Here is a 20,693-nt window from a genome sequence, read left to right as displayed (position 1 = left end):
TGACCTCATGCGAATCCTGATCTCCGCCGACATCGAAGGCGTGGCCAACGTGTTCCACCCCGAGCAGACGCGCGCCGGCAACGGCGAATACGAACGCGCCCGCCGCTGGATGACCGCCGAAGCCGACGCCGCCGTGCGTGGTGCCTTCGACGGTGGCGCTACGGACGTGCTGGTCAACGATTCGCACGGAGGTTTCCGCAACCTCATCCCCGATTCCATCGACCGCCGCGCACGCTTCGTCCTCGGCAAGCCGCGTTACCTGAGCATGATGGCCGGCGTGGACGGCTGCGATGCCGTCTGCATGATCGGTTACCACGCGCGCGCCGGCAGCCGCGGTGTGCTGGCGCATACCATCAACAGCTTTGCGTTTGCGCGCGTCTGGTTCAACGAACAGGAACTGGGCGAAGCCGGCCTCTACGGCGCCCTGGCCGGCGAGCGCGGCGTGCCGGTGGCCGTTGCCAGCGGCGACGATGTGTTCATCAAGGAAACCAAGCCGCTGCTGCCGCACACCACGTTCGTCGAAACCAAGCAGGCCGAAGGGCAGAACGCCGGCACATCGCTCTCGCCCGAGCAGTCGTGCGAGGCCATCTACGCAGCGGTGAAAGCCACGGTGCGGCGAGGCCATTTCAGCATGCCGCTGCGCCTCCAGGCACCGATCGTGTGCCGCCTGCAAACGCAAACGCCCGCATTGGCCGACCTGTTCTGCCAATGGCCCGCCCTGGAGCGCGTCGACGGCACGATGCTCCGCTTCGCCGCCGACTCCGTGGAACATGCCGTGCGCATGCTCAACAGCCTCTCCGCCATGTCGGCGATGCTGCGTTAAGCACCAGCTCGGCATCTCACGGCGCCAGCGCACGCGCCCCGACGGTTTGGCCGTTCATGCCCTAGATGGCGCCTTGAATTTCTGTTGCAGAGAGGAAAAAGGAAGGGAAACTGTCTGAGCGAAGCGAGTTTTTCCCTTCCCCTCTCTGCGACATAAATTCAAGGAATCTTTCGCCATCTCGGGCGCGCCTTTCTTTGCCTACCTTTCTTTGGCAAGACAAAGAAAGTAGGTCGGCCCCGGCAGGGGACGAAACAGGGGGAATGGACCAAAAACGCACATCGCAGCGTAAACTTCAGGACATCCAACCCCGAAGGAGTCCCCCCATGACCCGCGCACTCACACTCGGCACGCTGCTGTGTGCGCTAGCACTAACGGCTTGCGACCGTCGCCCATCCCCGAACCCACCCACGCCGCAGACGTCGAAGGCCGAAAAGGCTGCCGCCGCGCTCGCCAAGGCCGCCGCAGAATTCAAATGCCCCGCGCCCTCGGGCCGCTTCATGATCGACGACGGAACCAACCGCGGTCCGAAGCAACCCGTGCGCACCAACTGCACCACCGCCTACGCGACCTGCGACGCCCAGTTGCAAGCCGTCTTCGACCACTGCCCGAGCGGCCAAGTGTTCGATAAGCGCTTTTCGATCTGCGTCGTGAAAGACGCCTGTGATGAGGTGAAGTCCTGAGGCTGTGACGGCTGTTTCGGCTATGGCGGCCGTTGCGTTCTCGCCTGAGTGTTGCAGTCGGCGCGTCGGGTTCCGAACGTCAAATGCGGGGTTCAAAGCCCGGCGCATGAGGTTCTGAACGGCAATCACCGGGTCCAGAACCTGATATGTGGGGTTCGGAACTCGGAGACCCGGCGTTCCGAACGCCACACACCGAGTTCTGAACTCTAATTGTGGCGTTTGGAACCAGAAACACGGCGTTCGCAACCCGGGCCATGGCGTTCCGAACGCCAACCTGCTGAGTTCCGAACCCCATGCGTGCGGTTCGGAACCTCATTCGCTTAAAGCGCCTCGCGCGTCACCAGGAACACCTGGTCTTCGCCCGCGCTTGTCGGCAGCCAGATCAAGTCGAGATCCGGGAACGCCGCCTCAACGTTTTCACGCTCGTTGCCGATTTCCACCACCAGCACGCCGTGCGGCTTCAGGTGGCGCGGTGCATCGGCCAGGATGCGGCGCACGATGTCCATGCCGTCGTTGCCGCCGGCCAGCGCCATGTGCGGTTCAGCGCGGTATTCGGGCGGCAGCGCTTGCATCGACGCTTCGTTCACGTACGGCGGGTTCGTCAGGATCACGTCGTAATGCACGCCCGGCGGCAGCGGCGCATACAGGTCGCCCTCATGCAGGCGGATGCGGTCTTGCAGGCGGTACTCGTCGACATTGCGATTGGCCACCACCAGTGCATCGGGCGACAGATCCACGGCATCGATGGTCGCATTGGGCCATTGCAGCGCAGCCAGGATCGACAGGCAGCCCGAGCCGGTGCACAGCTCCAGCACATCGGTCGGGCCGTCCTCCTGGTCAATCCACGGCTCCAGCCCGTCTTCGAGCAATTCGCCGATGAAGCTGCGCGGCACGATCACCCGCTCGTCCACATAGAAGCGCATGCCGTGCATGAATGCCTCGTGCGTGATGTACGCGGCGGGCACGCGGTCGACAGCGCGGCGCTCGATCACTTTCAGCACGGCGGCCACTTCTTCGGGCAGCAGGCGCGCGTCCATGAACGGCTCCAGCGTGTCGATCGGCAGGTGCAGCGTGTGCAGGATCAGGTAAGCGGCTTCGTCGTAGGCATTCTCGCTGCCGTGGCCGAAGACGAGGCCCGCAGCGGTGAAACGCGACACGGCGTAGCGCAGCAGGTCGCGCACGGTGGTGAACGGGTGGGAGGTGGGGAGGGTTGGCGTGGTCATGGGTGGCGTGAAATGTGGCTCAGCGTTGGGTGGCAGCGAGCAGGTCGACGTAGGCCACGTCGAGCAGGTCGGATTCGGCAATGCCGAGGGCGTGCATCAGTTGGTGGGCGGTCTTCACGCCGTCGTCTTCGGACTGCGTATCGCGCAGCACGACTTCGAGTTCGACGAAATCGCCGAGGTCTTTCACTGCATCGACATGAATGCGCGTCTGGCCGGCGAGATAAAGCTGGCGCACCTTGATGACCCGGCCCGCTGTGCCGATGGCGGCGGCAAGTGTGTCGCGCAGGGCGTCGGGCGCGGTGGTCGGAACGATGTGGTAGTCCGACACGCGCGGGCCGGCGCTGTTGGCGCGGAAGTAGTGGATCAGCTCGCCGCGTTCAGGCGAGAACTGCCGCAGTTTCAGGCGCCCATTTGCGCAGGCGAAGAATGTGTCGTCCTGCTCGATGCGTTCGGGGCCGGAATCCGCGATGGCGGCCGCGCGCTCGATGAGCGCAGCCACATCGCGCACACATGCCTTGATCTCGACGTTGCGCGCCATCAGGGCAATCTCAGGCGATCAAGGTTTCCAAGACGCGGCGATACACGTTTTTCAGGGGCTCGATAAATGCCACCTCCACGTGTTCGTCGATCTTGTGGATGCTCGCGTTCGGCGGCCCGAACTCGATCACCTGCGGGCAGATCTTGGCGATGAAGCGGCCGTCCGACGTGCCGCCCGTGGTCGACAGTTCGGTCGTCACGCCGCACTCGGCCTGGATGGCGGAGGCGAGGGCTTCGGACAGCTCACCGCGCTCGGTCAGGAAGGGCTCGCCGCCCAGCGTCCAGTCGAGCGTGTAGTCGAGGCCGTGCGCATCGAGAATGCCGTGCACGCGCGCCTTCAGGCCGTCCGGCGTGCTCGCGGTCGAGAAGCGGAAGTTGAAGTCGATCGTGACGTGGCCGGGAATGATGTTCGTCGCGCCCGTGCCGCCGTGGATATTCGACATCTGCCAGGTGGTCGGCGGGAAATAGGCATTGCCGTCGTCCCACTTGGCGGCGGCCAGCTCAGCCAGCGCCGGGGCGGCCAGGTGGATCGGGTTCTTGGCCAGATGCGGGTAGGCGATGTGGCCCTGTACGCCATTGACCGTGAGCTTGCCCGACAGCGAACCGCGCCGCCCGTTCTTCACCATATCGCCGAGTGTGGAGACCGAAGTCGGCTCGCCGACCACGCAGTAATCGAGGCGCTCGCCGCGTGCGCGCAGCAGGTCGCACACCTTGACGGTGCCGTCGTGCGCCGGGCCTTCTTCATCGCTGGTGATCAGGAAGCCGATCGAGCCGGCGTGGTCCGGATGCTTGGCGACGAATTCTTCCGAGGCCACCACGAAACCGGCAATCGACGTCTTCATGTCGGCTGCGCCGCGGGCGTAGAGCTTGCCGTCACGGTGCGTGGGCTCGAACGGATCGGAACTCCATTGCTCGACGGGGCCGGTGGGCACCACATCGGTGTGGCCCGCGAAGACGAGCAGCTTGCCGTTGGTACCCGCGCGGCCGCGCTTGACGGCCCACAAGTTGGTCACGCGAAAGTGGTCTGGGCCACTGACCACGGTTTCGCATGCGAAGCCGGCAGCGGTCAGGCGTTCGATCAGCACGTCCTGGCACCCCTTGTCTTCGGGCGTGACAGAGCGGCGGCGGATGAGGTCTTCGGTGAGGGCGAGCGTGGGCTGCATGTTCGACATGACGACAGTCACGGTGATGTTGTTGTGGTTAGAACAGGGCGGCGTACTGATCCGCCGAGAAGCCGACGTTGACGCTTTTGCCGTGCACGAGCACCGGACGCTTGATGAGCGACGGGTTGGCCTGCATCAGCGCGATGGCGCCGGCTTCGTCTTCGGCGCGGGCCTTGTCGGCGTCAGACAGGGCGCGCCATGTGGTGCCCTTGCGATTGAGCAGCGTGGTGAGCGGCACATGCTTGAGCCAACCGGCCAGCATGTCGGCGCTCACGCCTTGCTTCTTGAAATCGTGAAAGGTGTAGGCAACGCCGTTCGATTCGAGCCACGTGCGGGCTTTCTTCACGGTGTCGCAATTGGGGATGCCATGCAGGGTCGTCATGGTGGGATTCGCAATCAGTGTCGAGAGGCTTGCAGGGCAAGCGAGAGAGCGGCAACGGCCAAGGCAAAACCGACAGACGCCAGCCACGTCATGCGCTTGAGGCGGCGCTCCAGCCGCGCGGCTTCGTCGCGCAGCGCATCGATGGTGATCGCGTGTTGTTCGGCCAGCAGCTTGACGGATTCGGCCTGCTGCAGGATCGCCGCTTCCAGTTCGGCAATCCGTGTATTCGGGTCGGGCGCGGCGCCTTCTGCGGGGGCAGGTCCGGTGCCGGTTTTCTTGCGGTTCTTGAACTTGTCGATGGTCTTGTTTGCCTGCTCCAGGATGGTGGGCAGCAGCGACAAGACGGTACCGATGGTGTTTGGATCAAGACCCATGATGCGTTGACGCAGCTTGCCGAAGCGGGTGCCTTTGGCATGGTGTTCGGACATTGCTGCGCTCGAAGTGGTTGGCATGCCTGCAAGACTAGCAGGCATGCCTTGCGCTCGCGCTTAGTCGCCGCGCAGCAGCTCGTTCAGGCCAACCTTGGCGCGCGTCTTCGCGTCGACCTTCTTGACGATCACAGCGCAGTACAAGCTGTGCGTGCCATCCTTCGACGGCAGGTTGCCCGCCACCACCACCGAGCCCGCCGGAATACGGCCGTAGCTGACTTCACCGGTTTCGCGGTCGTAGATCTTGGTCGACTGGCCCAGGTACACGCCCATCGAGATCACCGAGTTCTCTTCAACGATCACGCCTTCCACGACTTCCGAGCGGGCGCCGATGAAGCAGTTGTCTTCGATGATGACGGGGTTGGCCTGGAGCGGCTCCAGCACGCCGCCGATGCCCACGCCGCCCGACAGGTGCACGTTCTTGCCGATCTGTGCGCACGAACCGACGGTGGCCCACGTGTCGACCATCGTGCCTTCGTCAACGTAAGCGCCGATGTTCACGTACGACGGCATCAGCACGGCGTTCTTGGCGATGAACGAGCCACGGCGCGCCACAGCCGGCGGCACTACGCGAAAGCCACCCGCCGCGAAGTCTTCGGCCGTGTAGTTGGCGAACTTGCTCGGCACCTTGTCGTAGAACTGCGTGAAGCCACCAGCAGCCATCGGGGCGTTGTCTTCCAGGCGGAACGACAGCAGCACGGCCTTCTTGATCCACTGATTGACGATCCACTCGCCGTCCTTCTTCTCGGCCACGCGCAGCGCGCCACGATCGAGCTGGCCGATCACGTTGGCGACGGCTTCACGGACATCGGCCGGAGCGGCCTTGGGCGACAGGTTGGCGCGGTCTTCCCACGCTTGATCGATCAGGGATTGCAGTTGTTGCGTCATGGCTGTGTTCGCTCTAGGAGAAATTCGAAAAAGGGTAAAGGGTCAGCGCTGCTGGCAGAACTCGACGATGCGGCGCGCGCCTTCCAGGCATTCGTTCACGCCGGCCACCAGGGCGATGCGCACATAGTCCTGGCCCGGGTTCGTACCGTGCGCCTCGCGGGCGAGATAGCTGCCGGGTAGCACGGCGACGTTCTTGGCCGCCAGCAGTTGGCGTGCGAATTCGGTGTCCGACAGGCCCGTGCGCTTGACGTTGGCCCACAGGTAGAAGGCTGCGTCGGGCAAGGCCACGTCCAGCACCTCGGCGAGCATTGGCGTGACCTGCTGGAACTTCTTGACGTACTGCGCGCGGTTGTCGCGCACGTGGGTCTCGTCGTTCCACGCAGCGATGCTAGCGGATTGCACGGACGGGCTCATCGCGCTGCCGTGATACGTGCGATACAGCAGATAGGCCTTGAGCAGCTTGGCGTCGCCGGCCACGAAACCGGAACGCATGCCCGGCACGTTGGAGCGCTTGGACAGGCTGGAGAACATCACCAGGCGGTCAAAGCTGCGGCCCAGCTGATGTGCGGCCTGCAGCGCGCCCAGCGGCGGGTTGGCCTCGTCGAAATAGATTTCGGAATAGCACTCGTCCGAGGCGATGACGAAGCCGTATTCGTCGGACAGCGCGAAGAGCTGTTTCCAGTCTTCCAGCGTGAGCACGGCGCCGGTCGGGTTGCCCGGGCTGCATACGAAGACGAGCTGCACGTTGCGCCATTCTTCCGGCGTGATCGCGGCGAAATTGGGCGCGTAGTTGCGCGCCGGGTCGCTGTTGGCGAACAGCGGCGTGGCGCCGGCCAGCAGCGCCGAGCCTTCGTAGATTTGGTAGAACGGGTTCGGGCACAGCACGCGCGCGCCAGGCTTGCTGCCGTCGATCACGGTCTGCGCGAACGAGAACAGCGCCTCGCGCGAGCCGTTGACCGGGATGACCTCGGTGGCCGGATCGACCTTGGGCAAGCCGTAGCGGCGTTCCAGCCATGCGGCGATGCACTGTCGCAGTGCATCGGAGCCAAGCGTCGTGGGATAATTCGCCAGCCCGCCGAGCGCCGCCGTCAATGCGTCTTTCACCAGGGCCGGCGTCGGATGCTTGGGCTCGCCGATACCGAAGCTGATCGGCGTATGGACGGCGCTGGGCGTCACGTCCTTGACGAGCGCTTTCAGTTTCTCGAACGGATACGGCTGCAGGGCGGACAGGCGCGGATTCACGGTGTTGGGCGGCGGTGTTGGGCTGGTCAGCGGGCAAGCTTGGCGCTTGCCGGGAAGCCCGAAATTATACGGCCAACGTGTGCTTACCGCGTGGCCAGTCACCTCGGACATTGCAGGAAGCGGCGGATTTCCGCCGTTTTTTTATTGGTCACATGACAACGATTGCTTCTTCGGCGCCCGCAGCGGATAGCGCCAGCCATCACGAGCCGCAATGGGCGGCGGCACTCTTCATCCTTGTGGGCGCGTCGGTCTGGGGCATTTCCTGGTATCCGTATCGCCTGCTGGCCGGCTGGGGTCTTGGCAGCATGCTGGCGTCGTCAATGACGGGTGCGGCTGCGGCCGTGCTGGCCGCGGTGGTGCTGCGTCGTCACTTTTCAACGTTCCAGTGGTCGTGGCTGATTCCGGCGCTCGGGATCGCGGCGGGTATCACCAACGCGGGTTTCGTCTGGGGCACGGTGCACGGCACGGTCATGCGGGTGCTGCTCCTGTTCTATCTGACCCCGGTATGGACGGCCCTGCTGGCGCGCCTGTGGCTGCACGAGCGGCTGGGCTGGCGTGGCGGTGTGCTGCTCGCGCTGGCGCTGTCGGGCGCGATGATGATGCTGTGGTCGGGCGAGGCCGGCACGCCGTGGCCGGGTTCAGCGGCGGAATGGGCGGGGCTGGTTGCTGGGCTCGCTTTTGCGTGCAACAACGTGCTGTCCCGCTTGGCGGGGCAGCGTCATCCGACCATGCGCCCGGAAATGCGCACCGTGGTTGTCTTCACAGGTTGCGCGCTGGTGGGTTTTCCGGCTGCGCTGCTGCTCGATGGCGTGCGCACGGTGCCGGCGGCTTTTTCACAGGGCAGCACGTGGCTGCTGCTCGCGGGCATGGCCTGCGTGCTGGTCGGCGGCAATGCGATGGTGCAGCGCGGCCTGCAACGCTTGCCGGCCAATCGTGCGGCGCTGCTGATGCTGTTCGAAATCGTGGTCGCGGCCGTGTCGTCGGCGCTGCTGACGGCTGAGCGTCTGTCCGCCCAGGAGATGATGGGCGGCGCCTGCATCATCCTGGCCGGGGCGCTGTCCGGGCTGTCGCGGCGCAAGTAGGCTGCCGGCGTTTCGCAAACCAACCAAGGAGTTGCCGATGTTGCTTCGTTCGATTTCAATCGCGCTGACGTTTGCACTGTCGACGGCCGCTGCGGCCGCGCACGCCGCCCCTGCAGAGACCGGCCCCGCGTATGGTCCGCGCCTGGAAGGCTTCGATTACCCGGCTCCGGTCAAGCTCTTCAAGTTCGAGTCGCAGGGCAACGCGCTGGAGATGGCGTACCTGGACGTCGCGCCGAAGCAGCCGAACGGTCAGGTGGCGGTGCTGCTGCATGGCAAGAATTTCTGCGCCGCCACCTGGGAAGGCACGATCGCCGCGCTGACGGGTGCCGGCTACCGCGTGATCGCCCCCGATCAGATCGGTTTCTGCAAATCGAGCAAGCCGCGCGCGTATCAGTACACGTTCCAGCAACTGGCCAGCAATACGCATGCGCTGCTCGCCTCGCTTGGGATCGAGCAGGCCATCATGATTGGCCATTCGACAGGCGGCATGCTGGCGACGCGCTACGCCTTGATGTATCCGAGCGCGGTGTCCCGGCTGGTGATGATCAACCCGATCGGCCTGGAAGACTGGAAGGCCAAGGGCGTACCGTCCCTGAGCGTCGACCAGTGGTTCGCGCGAGAGAAGCAGACCACCGCCGAGCGGATACGCGCCTATGAGCAGTCCACGTACTACGCCGGGCAATGGCGCGCGCAATACGAACCGTGGGTCCAGATGCTGGCCGGCATGTACCGCGGCCCGGGGCGCGATCTGGTGGCGTGGAATTCCGCGCTGCTGTACGACATGATCTACACGCAGCCCGTCGTCTATGAGTTCGGCCAGTTGCGCCCGCCGACGCTGCTGCTCATCGGCCAGAAAGACACCACCGCCATTGGCAAGGATGCTGCCCCGCCGGAAGCGCGTGCACAGCTTGGTCGTTACCCGGAACTCGGTCGGGCCGCGGTAAAAGCCATTCCGCGCGCCACGCTGGTGGAATTGCCCGATGCAGGCCATGCGCCACAAATCCAGGATCCTGATGCGCTGCACAATGCGCTGCTCGACTGGCTCGCCACGCCGGAACGTTCGCGCACGCGCCGTCCGGACTGACGTGATTTGCCATGAAGGCGAAACTGCTTACAAAACTGCAGCAATTTGCTCTCTAGCGCCGCAAATTTCGTCCATTTTTGTAGCGATTTGATTGGCGGGAGGGCGGGGTGCGAATGGTATGATGGCGCCATCCGCGCCCCTGGGGCGTGCCTTGTCACTCCGCGCCGCACGGCGTTGGTGTGATGACAAAGGCGCGTTCCTGGGGCGCCCGCTTTATCCCCCTTTTCTGATCCCTTCGAGACGAACACAACGTGCGCCTCTCTTCGATCAAGCTCGCAGGCTTCAAGTCTTTCGTCGATCCGACCAATTTTCATGTTCCGGGCCAGCTTGTCGGCATCGTCGGTCCGAACGGTTGCGGTAAATCCAACATCATCGACGCCGTGCGCTGGGTGCTCGGCGAATCACGCGCCGCGGAACTCCGTGGCGAATCGATGCAGGACGTCATCTTCAACGGCTCGACCCAGCGCAAGCCGGCTGGCCGGGCCAGTGTCGAACTCGTCTTTGACAACGCGGAAGGCCGCGCCGCCGGCCAGTGGAGCCAATACGCCGAGGTGGCGGTCAAGCGCGTGCTGAGCCGCGATGGCACCTCCTCGTACTTCATCAACAACCAGGCGGTGCGCCGCCGCGACATCCAGGACATCTTCCTCGGCACGGGCCTTGGGCCGCGCGCCTACGCCATCATCGGGCAGGGGATGATCTCGCGCATCATCGAGGCCAAGCCCGATGACATGCGCATCTTCCTGGAAGAAGCCGCGGGCGTGTCGAAGTACAAGGAACGCCGCCGCGAAACCGAAAACCGCCTCTCCGACACGCGCGAAAACCTCACACGCGTGGAAGACATCCTGCGCGAACTCGGCTCCAACCTCGAAAAGCTCGAGGGCCAGGCTGAAGTTGCGCAACGCTTCCAGGCGCTGCAGGCCGACGGCGAAGAGAAGCAGCACCTGCTGTGGCTGCTGCGCAAGCGAGAAGCGCAGGGCGAGCAGGAACGCCATCAGCGTGCCATTGAGCAGGCGCAGATCGACCTGGAAGCGCAGACCGCGCAGTTGCGCCACATCGAGGCCGAACTCGAAACGATGCGCGTTGCGCATTACGCCTCGTCCGATGCGATGCACGCCGCGCAGGGCGCGCTCTACGAAGCCAACTCCGAAGTCAGTCGCCTGGAAGCCGAGATCCGCTACGTGGTGGAATCGCGCAATCGCATCCAGCAGCAGATCGCCACGCTGACCGCGCAGCAAGAGCAGTGGCATACGCAGGGCGAGCAGGCGCAGGAAGACCTTGCGGCGGCCGAGGAGGAGCTGGCCATGGCCGAGGAGCGCGCCGCGCAGGCCGCTGAGGACGTTGCGCGCAAAGCCGACGAACTCCCAGCCATGGAAGCGCAATGGCGCGACGCACAGACCACGCTGAACGATCAGCGCGCTGCGATCCTTCAATCGGAGCAGGCGCTCAAACTTGAAGCCGCGCACCAGCGCAATGCCGACCAAGCCCTGCTGCAGCTTGAGCAGCGCCGGGAACGTCTGACGCAGGAGTCATCCGGTCTCGACAAGCCGGACGACGTGCAGCTCGAAACGCTGCGTGCCGAACTGGCTGAGCAGGAAGAGGTACTGGCTGAAGCGCAAGCCGCGCTGGAAGACACCGAAACAGAGGTGCCGCTGCTCGACGAGGCACGCCGCGCCGCGCAAGACCGCGTGCAATCGGAAGCCGCCGCCATCGCCAGCCTGGAAGCCCGCCTTGCCGCGCTCAAGCAGTTGCAGGAGAACGTGCAAACCGACGGCAAAGTCCAGCCGTGGCTTGCCAAGCATGAACTGAGCGAGCTGCCGCGCTTCTGGAAGAAGCTGCAGATCGAGCAGGGCTGGGAGCCGGCACTCGAAGCCGTGCTGCGTGAAAAGCTCGGCGCGCTCGAAGTGTCCAACCTGGATTGGATCAAGGCGTTTGCGGCCGACGCGCCGCCGGCCAAGCTGGCCTTCTATGCGCCACCGCCGGCAGCGCTTCCGGTGGAGGCGCCGGCGGGTTTGCGTCCGCTGATGTCGCTGGTGCAAGTGACGGAGCCAGGCATTCCCGCCGTGCTGCAAGACTGGCTGGCCGACGTCTATGTCGCCGACGACATGCAGGCTGCGCTTGCTGCGCGCCAGACGCTGCCGGAAGGCGGCACGTTTGTCATCAAGGCAGGGCACTTGATTGGCCGGTCATCGGTGCAGTTGTACGCGCCCGATTCCGAACAGGCCGGCATGCTGGCACGCGCCCAGGAAATCGAGAACCTGCACAAGCAGGTGCGTGCGCAGATGCTGTTGGCCGACGAAGCCAAGAGCGGTGCCGTGCGTGCCGAAGCGGCCTACAGCCAAGCGAGCCAGAACCTCACGCAGGTGCGGGCCCGCGCCGAGCAGGCCACACGTCGCGTGCATGTGCTGCAGATGGATGTGCTCAAGCTGTCGCAGGCGATGGAGCGCTACAACGCGCGCAGTGGCCAGATCGACAGCGAGTTGGACGAGATTCGCGCGCAGATCGAAGAGCAGCGTGCCATCCGCGCAGAATCCGAAGCGACGTTCGAGCAGCACGATGCGGCACTCGCCGACATGCAGGCGCGCTTTGAAGACAGCCAGCAGGCGTTCGAGGCGCTCGAAGTTCGCTTGAGCGATGCGCGCAACGCGTTGCGCGACCAGGAGCGCGGCGCACAGGAAGCGCACTTTGCCGAGCGCAATCTGCAGAACCGCATTGCAGAACTGAAGCGCAACATCCAGGTGGCGAGCGATCAGGCGCAGCAGATCGTGCTGACGCTGGAGAACGCACGCGCCGAGCTGGAGACCATCAACGAGCAGACCGCTCACACCGGTTTGCAGGAAGCGCTGGAGCGCCGCGCCGAGAAGGAAGAGAAGCTCGCGCTGGCACGCATGGAACTGGATGCGCTGACCGCGCAACTGCGCACGCATGACGAGCAACGCCTGACTGCCGAGCGCGCCCAGCAACCGCTGCGCGATCGCATTACCGAACTGCAGTTGAAGGAGCAGGCTGCGCGCCTGAACCAGGAGCAGTTCACCGAGCAGCTCACCGCTGCCAATGTGGACGAAGCCGCGCTGGCTGAACGCCTGACAGGCGATCTGAAGCCTTCGTACCTGCAAGGTGAAGTCACGCGCATCAACAACGCCATCAACGCGCTGGGCCCGGTCAACATGGCCGCGCTCGACGAACTGGCAGCGGCGCGCGAGCGCAAGGGCTTCCTGGATGCCCAATCGGCCGATTTGACCGACGCCATCACCACGCTGGAAGACGCCATCCGCAAGATCGACCAGGAAACGCGTGCGTTGCTGCAAGGCACGTTCGACCAGGTCAACTATCACTTTGGCGAGCTGTTCCCGACGCTGTTCGGTGGCGGCCAGGCCAAGCTGATGATGACCGGCGAAGAGATTCTCGACGCAGGCGTGCAGGTGATGGCGCAGCCGCCGGGCAAGAAGAACTCGACGATTCACCTGCTGTCGGGCGGCGAGAAAGCGCTGACCGCCATTGCGCTGGTGTTTGCGATGTTCCAGTTGAACCCGGCCCCGTTCTGCTTGCTGGACGAGGTGGACGCGCCGCTGGACGACGCCAACACTGAGCGCTACGCCAATATGGTCAAGCGCATGTCCGACAAGACCCAATTCGTTTTTATTTCTCACAACAAGATTGCGATGGAAATGGCGCAACAGCTCATCGGTGTGACCATGCAGGAACAAGGTGTGTCCCGGATCGTGGCGGTAGATATGGATGCCGCGCTGACCATGGCGGAGGCAGCATAAATGCAGGACAACAACCTGGTGATGGCCCTGCTGGGCGCCGGCGTGGTGTTTGTGCTGGTGATCGTTGTGTACAACCAGTGGCAGATCCGCAAGGCCCGCCGCCCCGAAGCGTACAACCCACCCGTCGACGAGATCCCGCGCGGCGAGGGTTGGACCGAGCGCGCCGAACCCGCCCTGGGTGGCGAGCGCGATGACGCCAACCGCGTTGAACCGCGTCTTGAGCCCGGTTTCTCGGCGAAGGCGCACACTCCCGCCACGGGCAGCGCCGAAACCGAAGCCGGCGTGATCGGCGCTGAACTCACGCCCTCGGGCGACGAGGCTGCGCTCGAAGCCGCCGAGACGGAAGAGATTGCCGAACCTGCCCCGGGTTCGCTGGAGCCTGCAAACGGCGTGATCGATCCGCTGATCGATTGCATCGTGCCGCTGCATCCGGAACGCGAAGTGTCGGGCGACCGGCTGCTGCCGGCGCTGACCAAGCTGCGACGCGCGGGAACCAAGCAGATCCACGTGGAAGGTTTGAACCCCGCCGCCAATGCGTGGGAAGCCATCCGCGCCGGTCAGCGCTACCTTGACGTGCAAGTGGCCGTGCAACTGGCCAACCGCACGGGCCCGCTGAATGCGCTGGAGTTCTCGGAATTCATCAACGCGATCGATCCGCTGTCGGATGCGGCCGATGCCGTGCCGGAACTGCCGGACATGAACGAGACGATTTCCAACGCGCGCGAACTCGACGCGTTTGCCGCCGAGTGCGATGTGCAACTGGGCGTGAGCGTGATCTCCGACGGGGCGCCGTGGTCGGCAGCGTATGTGCAGACGGTGGCTACGCAAGACGGGCTGGTGCTTTCGCGCGACGGCACGCGGTTCACGCGCTTCCATGCGGGTGCTGACGGTGTGCAGCGCGCACTGTTCACACTGCAGTTTGGCGACACCAATTTCCTGCGCGATGACCTGACTGTCAAAGCCGGCCGCCAGATCACGCTGCTGCTCGATGTGCCCGTGGCGGAGGAGGCAAGCAAGCCGTTCAAGCTGGTGTGCGAATACGCCTACACGCTGTCGCAGCGCATGGGTGCGCAGGTGGTGGATGACAACCTGCGTCCGCTGACGGAGCAATCGTTCGTCGCCATCCAAAAGCATCTGCGCGTGCTGTACGACAAGCTTGAATCGCGCGGCATCCCCGCCGGTTCCAGCACCGCGGTGCGCTTGTTCAGCCACTGACCCACGCACGATGAGCAAGACTGCAGAACCCGCGTCCGGTGCCACACCCGAGGCGCGGGCAGCTTGGCTGCGCGCCGAGCTGAACCGCTACGCCCATGAGTATTACGTGCTCGACCAGCCCAGCGTGCCTGACGCTGAATATGACCGGCTCTATCGCGAGCTGGAAGCGCTGGAAGCCGAACATCCCGAGCTGAAGACACCGGACTCTCCCACGCGGCGGGTCGGTGGGGCGGTCCTACCCGAATTTGCAGCGGTCAGGCATGTCATTCCCATGCTGTCGATCCGCACCGAGACCGACACCACCGCCAACGGCGCGCGTGCGTTCGACGCGAGCGTACGCCGCGAGCTGGGCCTTGATGACACCGATCCGCCAGTCGAATATGCCGCCGAGCTGAAGTTCGATGGCCTGGCGATCAACCTGCGCTATGAGCGCGGTTATCTCGTGCAGGCCGCCACACGCGGCGACGGCACCACAGGCGAAGACGTCACGCAGAACATCCGCACAATCCGGCAGATTCCACTGGGGCTGTCGCCGGTTGGCCGCCATGTGCCCGACGTGCTGGAAGTGCGCGGCGAGGTCTACATGCGCCGCGACGACTTCGAAAAGCTCAATGCCCGCCAGCGCGAGCGCGGCGACAAGACGTTCGTCAATCCGCGCAATACCGCGGCCGGTGCCGTCCGCCAGCTCGATCCGAAGATGGCTGCAGAGCGCCCGCTGTCGTTCTTCGCCTATGGCCTGGGCGAGGTGGTCGGCTGGAAGGGCATGCCCGAGACGCATTCCGGCATGCTCGACGCGCTGCAGGCATTTGGTTTTCCGGTCAGCACCGAACGCGCTGCGGTGAAGGGCGGAGACGGGCTGGTCGAATTTCATGAGGCCATCGGCGCCAAGCGCGACAGCTTGCCGTTCGACATCGACGGCGTGGTCTACAAGGTCAATTCGCTCGCATTGCAGCGGGAACTCGGCTTTCGCACGCGTGAGCCGCGCTGGGCGGTTGCACACAAATATCCGGCGCAGGAAGCGCTGACCACTGTCGAATCGATTGGCGTGCAGGTCGGCCGCACGGGCGCCATTACGCCGGTGGCGCGGCTGGTGCCGGTGTTCGTTGGCGGCGTGACGGTCACCAATGCGACGCTGCACAACGAAGATGAGGTGCGCCGCAAGGATGTGCGCGTTGGCGACACCGTCATCGTGCGCCGCGCGGGTGACGTGATCCCTGAGGTGGTAGGCGTGGTGCTCGATCGCCGCCCGATGGACGACGTGCCCGGCAGCGACTTGTTCAATCCGCAGCAACAGCCGAAGTATCCGCCGTTCGAACTGCCGAAGACGTGCCCGGTGTGCGGTTCGCACGTTGTGCGCGAAGAGGGCGAGGCGGTGGCCCGCTGCTCAGGCGGGCTGTTTTGCTCGGCACAGCGTAAAGAGGCGATCCGCCACTTTGCCGGCCGCCGCATGATGGATATCGAAGGCCTGGGCGAGCGTTACATCGACAACCTGGTCGAGCTGGACTACGTACACGGCATCGCCGACCTGTACAAGCTCAAGCTCGAAGATTTCCTGGAGATGAAGCGCCGCGCCGATGAGCGCGATGGCGCGACACCGGAAACCGTCGCCGCTGGCAAGATCGCCACCAAGTGGGCTGAGAATCTCCTGGAAGGCATCCAGGCCAGCAAGACGCCGCCGCTGGCGCGCTTCCTGTTTGCGCTGGGCATTCGCCACGTGGGCGAATCGACCGCCAAGACGCTCGCGGACTGGCTCGGCAGTCTGGCCATCATCCGGCGGGCGCCGGCACCGTTGCTGCTGGCGCTGCCTGACGTGGGTGCCACGGTCGCTGAAGCCATTGCCGATTTCTTTGCCGAACCGAAGAATCAGCAGGCGCTGGATGCGCTGTTGGAAGCCGGCGTCGCCCCGCAAGGCGAGCATGCGCCAAACGCGAAGCTGCGCGAGAAGCTGGAGCCCGCCGAGCTGTACAGCACGCTTGGCGTGCCCAAGCTGACAGCCACGCGTGCCAAGCAATTGGCGGTGGCAGCGCCCACGCTTGCCCGGTTGGCCAGCGTGGAGTCCGACCAGTTGGCCGGGCTGCCGGCGGATGTGTCTGCATCGCTGCTCGAATGGCTGGGCTCGCACGACCATCGCGCGCAATTGGAGCAGCTTGACGCGCTGCGCGACGAACTGCTTGCCGCCATGCCGGCTGAAGCCGCCGAAGAAGGCGTGCTGGCCGGCAAGACGGTTGTGTTGACCGGCACATTGCCCAACCTCACGCGCGACGAAGCCAAGGCCATGCTGGAAGCGGCAGGCGCCAAGGTATCCGGTTCGGTGTCGAAGAAAACCGACTACGTTATCGCCGGAGAAGAAGCCGGCAGCAAGCTCGCCAAAGCCGAAGAATTGAACGTGAAGGTTCTGGACGAAGCGGGTATGCTCGCGCTGTTAAAAAAACCGGCGGGAGACCAGGCATGATCCGAAACATCCTCAAAATGGGCGACAGCCGGCTGCTGCGTGTGGCCAAGCCGGTCGAGCGTTTTCACACGCCCGAGCTGACCGCCCTGATCGAAGACATGTTCGACACCATGGATGCGGCACGCGGTGCCGGCCTGGCGGCGCCGCAGATCGGTGTAGATCTGCAAGTGGTGATCTTCGGGTTCGACCGCAACGACCGGTATCCGGATGCGCCGGCCGTGCCCAAGACGGTATTGATCAACCCCACCATCGAGCCGCTGTCGGACGAGATGGAAGACGGTTGGGAGGGCTGCCTCTCGGTGCCGGGCCTGCGTGGCGTTGTGCCGCGCCACACGCGCCTGCGCTACACCGGCTTCGACCAGCACGGTCACGCCATCGACCGCATAGCCGAGGGCTTCCACGCCCGTGTCGTGCAGCACGAATGCGACCACCTGCAGGGCGTGCTGTATCCGATGCGCGTGAAGGATTTCACCCGCTTCGGCTTTACCGAAGTGCTGTTCCCGGAATTGCCCGCCAATCACGACGACTGATCGAGACTGCGGGAGCGTCGCACCTGCGGGGGCGGGTGGGCGCGTGTTTCATCCACCACGGAGACGATATGAAGCGCGATGGTTTGAGGGGCTGGCGCCGGCTGGCGCTTGGGGTCGCCATGACGGCGATGCTTGGGTTGGCTGCCTGCGCGGGGCCGCAGGCTCCCGAAACCACGGCGGCCGCACCGGCTGCCCAGAAGCCGCAGGGTCCGGTCTGGCAACGCGTGCATCTGGGCGCGGATGCCGTGGCCTACGACTTCCCGGTCTACGCCAACCATCCGCTCGATGGTGATCTGAGCAGCATCCGCGAAGTCGTATTCGTGCAGCACGGCCTGCAGCGCAACGGAAACGATTACTACACCGCTGGCGCAGATCTGCTCCAGACCAGCGGCCGCAATCCCGACGAGGTCCTGCTGATTGCTCCGAACTTTCCCGGTACGCCCGATGAGGGTAAAGGTTTCGACGGCATGCCGGTTTGGTCGGTGGATGGCTGGATCGGCGGCTTCAACGCCACCAATGCGCCGTACACGGACCTGAGTTCGCTCAAGGTACTCGATGACCTGATCGGCTACGTGACGGACCCGGCGCGTGCGCCCAACGTCAAGCGCGTCACGGTGGCAGGCCATTCGGGCGGCGGCCAGATTGTGCAACGCTACGCCGTCCTCAACAACGTGGACGAGGCTATCCGCAAGCGCGGCATCGACCTGCGCTATGTGGTCGCCAATCCGTCGTCGTATCTGTATTTCACGCCGGAGCGTCCGCGCGGCAAGGGCTTTGCACGCTACAGCACCAGCGTCTGCCCGGACTATGACCACTACAAGTACGGCATGGTCGATATGGTCCCGTATGCCGCAGGCAAGACCGGCCGGCAGTTGTTCAACCGATATGCGCAGCGCCACGTGACCTACCTGGCCGGCACGAGCGACAACGACCCGAACCACCGCGTACTCGACAAGCTCTGCGGCGCCGAGGCCGAAGGCCCGACGCGCCTCGACCGCGCACGCAATTACTGGCGCTACGAGCACCACATGGCGGGGCGCAAGCGCGTCAATCACCAAGCACACGAAGTGGTCGGCGTTGGTCACGATCAAGCGAAGATGTTCGGCTCGCGCTGCGGCGCGCAAGCGGTGTTTGGCATGCCCGCATCGGCCAACACCACCGGGGCAGCCTGCCAGGCTCCGCGTCTTTAATCTAGGCGGCAGGGTTAAAAAAAACCGGTCAGCGCGCAATGCGTTGACCGGTTTTTTTCTTTAGGCAGAGCCGTCTCAGAACTTCTCGAACGGCCCAAGGAAGCGCCACTGGCCGACCGGCAGGTCGCCCAGCACGATGCTGCCCATGCGGATGCGCTTGAGGCCTACCACCTCCAGTCCCACCTGTTCGCACATGCGGCGGATCTGGCGTTTCTTGCCTTCGCGCAGCACGAAGCGCAACTGCTCTTCGTTCTGCCAGCTCACCTTCGCGGGCTTGAGTTCTTCGCCGTCGAGCGACAGGCCAAAGCGCAGCTTCTCCATCAGCTCTTCCGGGAAGACCTTGGAGATGTCGCGCTCGACCAACCCGTTGGGCGAATCCCATACCACGCGCACCAGGTATTCCTTCTCGACCGTCGAATCCTCGCCGATCAGGTGGCGCGCCACGCGGCCGTCCTGCGTCAACACCAGCAAGCCTGTGGAGTCGATATCCAGTCGGCCGGCTGGCGCCAACGCCCGGCGCTGCCAAGGCGCGAAGCGCTTGCGCGTGGGGTCGCCTTCCCACTGGTTTTCCGGCACGAACAGCGAAACGGCCGGCTGATAGCCGTCTTCTGCCTGGCCCGACACGTAACCGACCGGCTTATGCATCAGCACGGTCACGCGCTCGCCTTGCTCGGATCGCGCCGACTGATGGATCTCGATGATCGCATCCGGTTTGACGCGCGATCCAAGCTCAGTGACCGGCTCGCCGTCCACGAGCACCCAGCCGCGCGGAATCCATTCATCGGCCTCGCGGCGCGAGCATAGACCCAGTTCGGACATGCGCTTGGACAGACGCACCAAGCCGCTCGATTCGCTTTGCTGCGCCTGGCGTGGTGCCTGCTCCTCGGCATGACGCGGAGCGCGTTCCTCGCGCTCGGGCCGTTGCGGACGGGCCGGACGATCTTCAAAGCGGCGCGGCGGACGATCGTTATCAAAACGACGCGGCGGGCGTTGGTCACCATCACGACGCGGTGCGCGTTGATCGTCGCCATAGCGCCGCGGCGGCCGTTGCTCATCGTCGAATCGGCGTGGCGGGCGTTGGTCGTCACCGTACCGGCGCGGCGGACGCTCATCGTCAAAGCGACGCGGAGGACGTTGGTCGCCATCACGACGGGGCGCGCGTTGATCGTCGCCATAGCGTCGCGGGCGTTCGTCATCGAAACGGCGGGGCGGCCGTTGCTCATCGTCAAAACGTCGCGGAGGACGTTGATCGCCCTCACGGCGCGGTGCGCGTTGATCGTCGCCATAGCGTCGCGGACGCTCGTCATCGAAACGGCGTGGCGGGCGTTGGTCGTCACCGTATCGGCGCGGCGGACGCTCATCGTCAAAACGTCGCGGAGGACGTTGATCGCCCTCACGGCGCGGTGCGCGTTGATCGTCGCCGTAGCGGCGCGGGCGTTCGTCATCGAAACGACGGGGCGGGCGCTGATCGTCATTGAACCGGCGCGGCGGGCGTTGCTCATCGTCAAAGCGCCGCGGAGGGCGGTCGTTGTCGAATCGACGCGGGGGACGTTCGTCGTCGAATCGGCGAGGCGGCCGATCTTCGAAGCGTCGCGGCGGACGCTCATCGTCAGAGCGACGGGGCGGCCGTTGCTCGTCGCTGAATCGGCGAGGCGGCCGCTCGTCATCAAAGCGTCGCGGTGGGCGATCGCCTTGCGTGCGGCGCGGCTTGGCGTCGCGCGTCTGGCCATCGTCGTCGCGTCGCGGAGGACGTGCGGGGCGCGGCGGCTTACCGGCACCTTCTTCCGGCTTGGGGCGGCGCTGCGACGGGCGCAGGGGCTGGCGCTCGCGGTTCAGGTCAGACGAGCGCAGTGGTTTGCCGGTGGAACGTACGGCATTGCCTTCGTCGTCGCGGCGCACGCCGAGCGTGGCACGCTTGCCCGGGCGGGTGGCGCGCTGAGTCGGGTCGCTGGCGCCGCGCTTGTCGTCGTCGCCGGGAAAATCATCGGAATCGGTAGTCATGAATCT

At 64.9% G+C, this 20,693-nt stretch carries 17 protein-coding genes; 9 read left to right on the top strand and 8 right to left on the bottom strand.

Features of this window, described 5'->3' with window-relative positions; all coding sequences use genetic code 11:
• Nucleotides 1-7: 7 nt before the first annotated feature.
• Both ACEN9T_RS18030 and ACEN9T_RS18025 read left to right on the top strand, forming a co-directional pair.
• On the top strand, nt 8-823 hold the full coding sequence (locus ACEN9T_RS18030; protein ID WP_009238259.1) for a M55 family metallopeptidase: 816 nt from the start codon (nt 8-10) through the stop codon (nt 821-823).
• A 323-nt stretch (nt 824-1,146) separates the two neighbouring features.
• Nucleotides 1,147-1,503: a chitin-binding domain-containing protein gene (locus ACEN9T_RS18025; RefSeq protein ID WP_413706672.1), complete on the top strand. Its 357-nt coding sequence runs from the start codon at nt 1,147-1,149 to the stop codon at nt 1,501-1,503.
• Between the two features lie 320 nt (nt 1,504-1,823).
• Here ACEN9T_RS18025 and prmB read toward each other — a convergent pair whose 3' ends face one another.
• From prmB to dapC, 7 genes are read right to left on the bottom strand one after another with little or no spacing between them, the layout of a single operon-like run.
• Nucleotides 1,824-2,726: a 50S ribosomal protein L3 N(5)-glutamine methyltransferase gene (prmB, locus tag ACEN9T_RS18020; protein WP_092970580.1), complete on the bottom strand. Its 903-nt coding sequence runs from the start codon at nt 2,724-2,726 to the stop codon at nt 1,824-1,826.
• Nucleotides 2,727-2,745: 19 nt separating this feature from the next.
• Nucleotides 2,746-3,264 carry a class IV adenylate cyclase gene (locus ACEN9T_RS18015; protein ID WP_092970578.1) on the bottom strand — a complete coding sequence of 173 codons (519 nt, stop codon included), beginning with the start codon at nt 3,262-3,264 and terminating at the stop codon, nt 2,746-2,748.
• Between the two features lie 10 nt (nt 3,265-3,274).
• Complete coding sequence (gene dapE, locus ACEN9T_RS18010; RefSeq protein WP_413708475.1) at nt 3,275-4,426, bottom strand: succinyl-diaminopimelate desuccinylase; 1,152 nt, start codon at nt 4,424-4,426, stop codon at nt 3,275-3,277.
• A gap of 37 nt (nt 4,427-4,463) precedes the next feature.
• Complete coding sequence (locus ACEN9T_RS18005) at nt 4,464-4,808, bottom strand: arsenate reductase (protein WP_027677486.1); 345 nt, start codon at nt 4,806-4,808, stop codon at nt 4,464-4,466.
• Nucleotides 4,809-4,822: 14 nt separating this feature from the next.
• On the bottom strand, nt 4,823-5,236 hold the full coding sequence (locus ACEN9T_RS18000; protein WP_092970576.1) for a hypothetical protein: 414 nt from the start codon (nt 5,234-5,236) through the stop codon (nt 4,823-4,825).
• 60 nt (nt 5,237-5,296) lie between these two features.
• Nucleotides 5,297-6,124: a 2,3,4,5-tetrahydropyridine-2,6-dicarboxylate N-succinyltransferase gene (dapD, locus tag ACEN9T_RS17995; protein ID WP_024975807.1), complete on the bottom strand. Its 828-nt coding sequence runs from the start codon at nt 6,122-6,124 to the stop codon at nt 5,297-5,299.
• Between the two features lie 42 nt (nt 6,125-6,166).
• Complete coding sequence (gene dapC / locus ACEN9T_RS17990) at nt 6,167-7,366, bottom strand: succinyldiaminopimelate transaminase (protein WP_413708474.1); 1,200 nt, start codon at nt 7,364-7,366, stop codon at nt 6,167-6,169.
• A 152-nt stretch (nt 7,367-7,518) separates the two neighbouring features.
• On the opposite strand from dapC, the gene ACEN9T_RS17985 reads away from it, so the two are divergent.
• From ACEN9T_RS17985 to ACEN9T_RS17955, 7 genes are all read left to right on the top strand, one after another.
• Entirely contained in the window at nt 7,519-8,448 is a 930-nt protein-coding gene (locus tag ACEN9T_RS17985) for a DMT family transporter (RefSeq protein WP_413706671.1), read from the top strand.
• A gap of 37 nt (nt 8,449-8,485) precedes the next feature.
• Entirely contained in the window at nt 8,486-9,532 is a 1,047-nt protein-coding gene (locus ACEN9T_RS17980) for an alpha/beta fold hydrolase (protein ID WP_413706670.1), read from the top strand.
• Between the two features lie 251 nt (nt 9,533-9,783).
• Nucleotides 9,784-13,299 (top strand): chromosome segregation protein SMC, encoded by a 3,516-nt coding sequence (smc, locus tag ACEN9T_RS17975; RefSeq protein ID WP_413706669.1) that lies wholly within the window; start codon nt 9,784-9,786, stop codon nt 13,297-13,299.
• Entirely contained in the window at nt 13,300-14,514 is a 1,215-nt protein-coding gene (locus ACEN9T_RS17970; protein ID WP_413706668.1) for a cell division protein ZipA C-terminal FtsZ-binding domain-containing protein, read from the top strand. It abuts the gene before it with no gap.
• 10 nt (nt 14,515-14,524) lie between these two features.
• Nucleotides 14,525-16,966, top strand: a complete 2,442-nt coding sequence (ligA, locus tag ACEN9T_RS17965; RefSeq protein ID WP_413706667.1) for an NAD-dependent DNA ligase LigA — start codon at nt 14,525-14,527, stop codon at nt 16,964-16,966.
• On the top strand, nt 16,963-17,496 hold the full coding sequence (gene def / locus ACEN9T_RS17960; protein ID WP_024975800.1) for a peptide deformylase: 534 nt from the start codon (nt 16,963-16,965) through the stop codon (nt 17,494-17,496). Before ligA ends, def begins: the two co-directional genes overlap by 4 nt.
• Before the next feature lie 68 nt (nt 17,497-17,564).
• Nucleotides 17,565-18,686: a hypothetical protein gene (locus tag ACEN9T_RS17955; protein WP_413706666.1), complete on the top strand. Its 1,122-nt coding sequence runs from the start codon at nt 17,565-17,567 to the stop codon at nt 18,684-18,686.
• 75 nt (nt 18,687-18,761) lie between these two features.
• Here the strand turns inward: ACEN9T_RS17955 and ACEN9T_RS17950 are convergent, their stop codons facing one another.
• Nucleotides 18,762-20,687, bottom strand: a complete 1,926-nt coding sequence (locus ACEN9T_RS17950) for a pseudouridine synthase (RefSeq protein WP_413706665.1) — start codon at nt 20,685-20,687, stop codon at nt 18,762-18,764.
• Nucleotides 20,688-20,693: the final 6 nt, after the last annotated feature.

Origin of the sequence: Ralstonia sp. Ralssp110 (genome assembly GCF_047325135.1) — a bacterium.
Lineage (GTDB): Bacteria > Pseudomonadota > Gammaproteobacteria > Burkholderiales > Burkholderiaceae > Ralstonia > Ralstonia mojiangensis.
The sequence above is the reverse complement of the archived record's forward strand: the minus strand, read 5'-3'. Positions and strand labels throughout refer to the sequence as shown.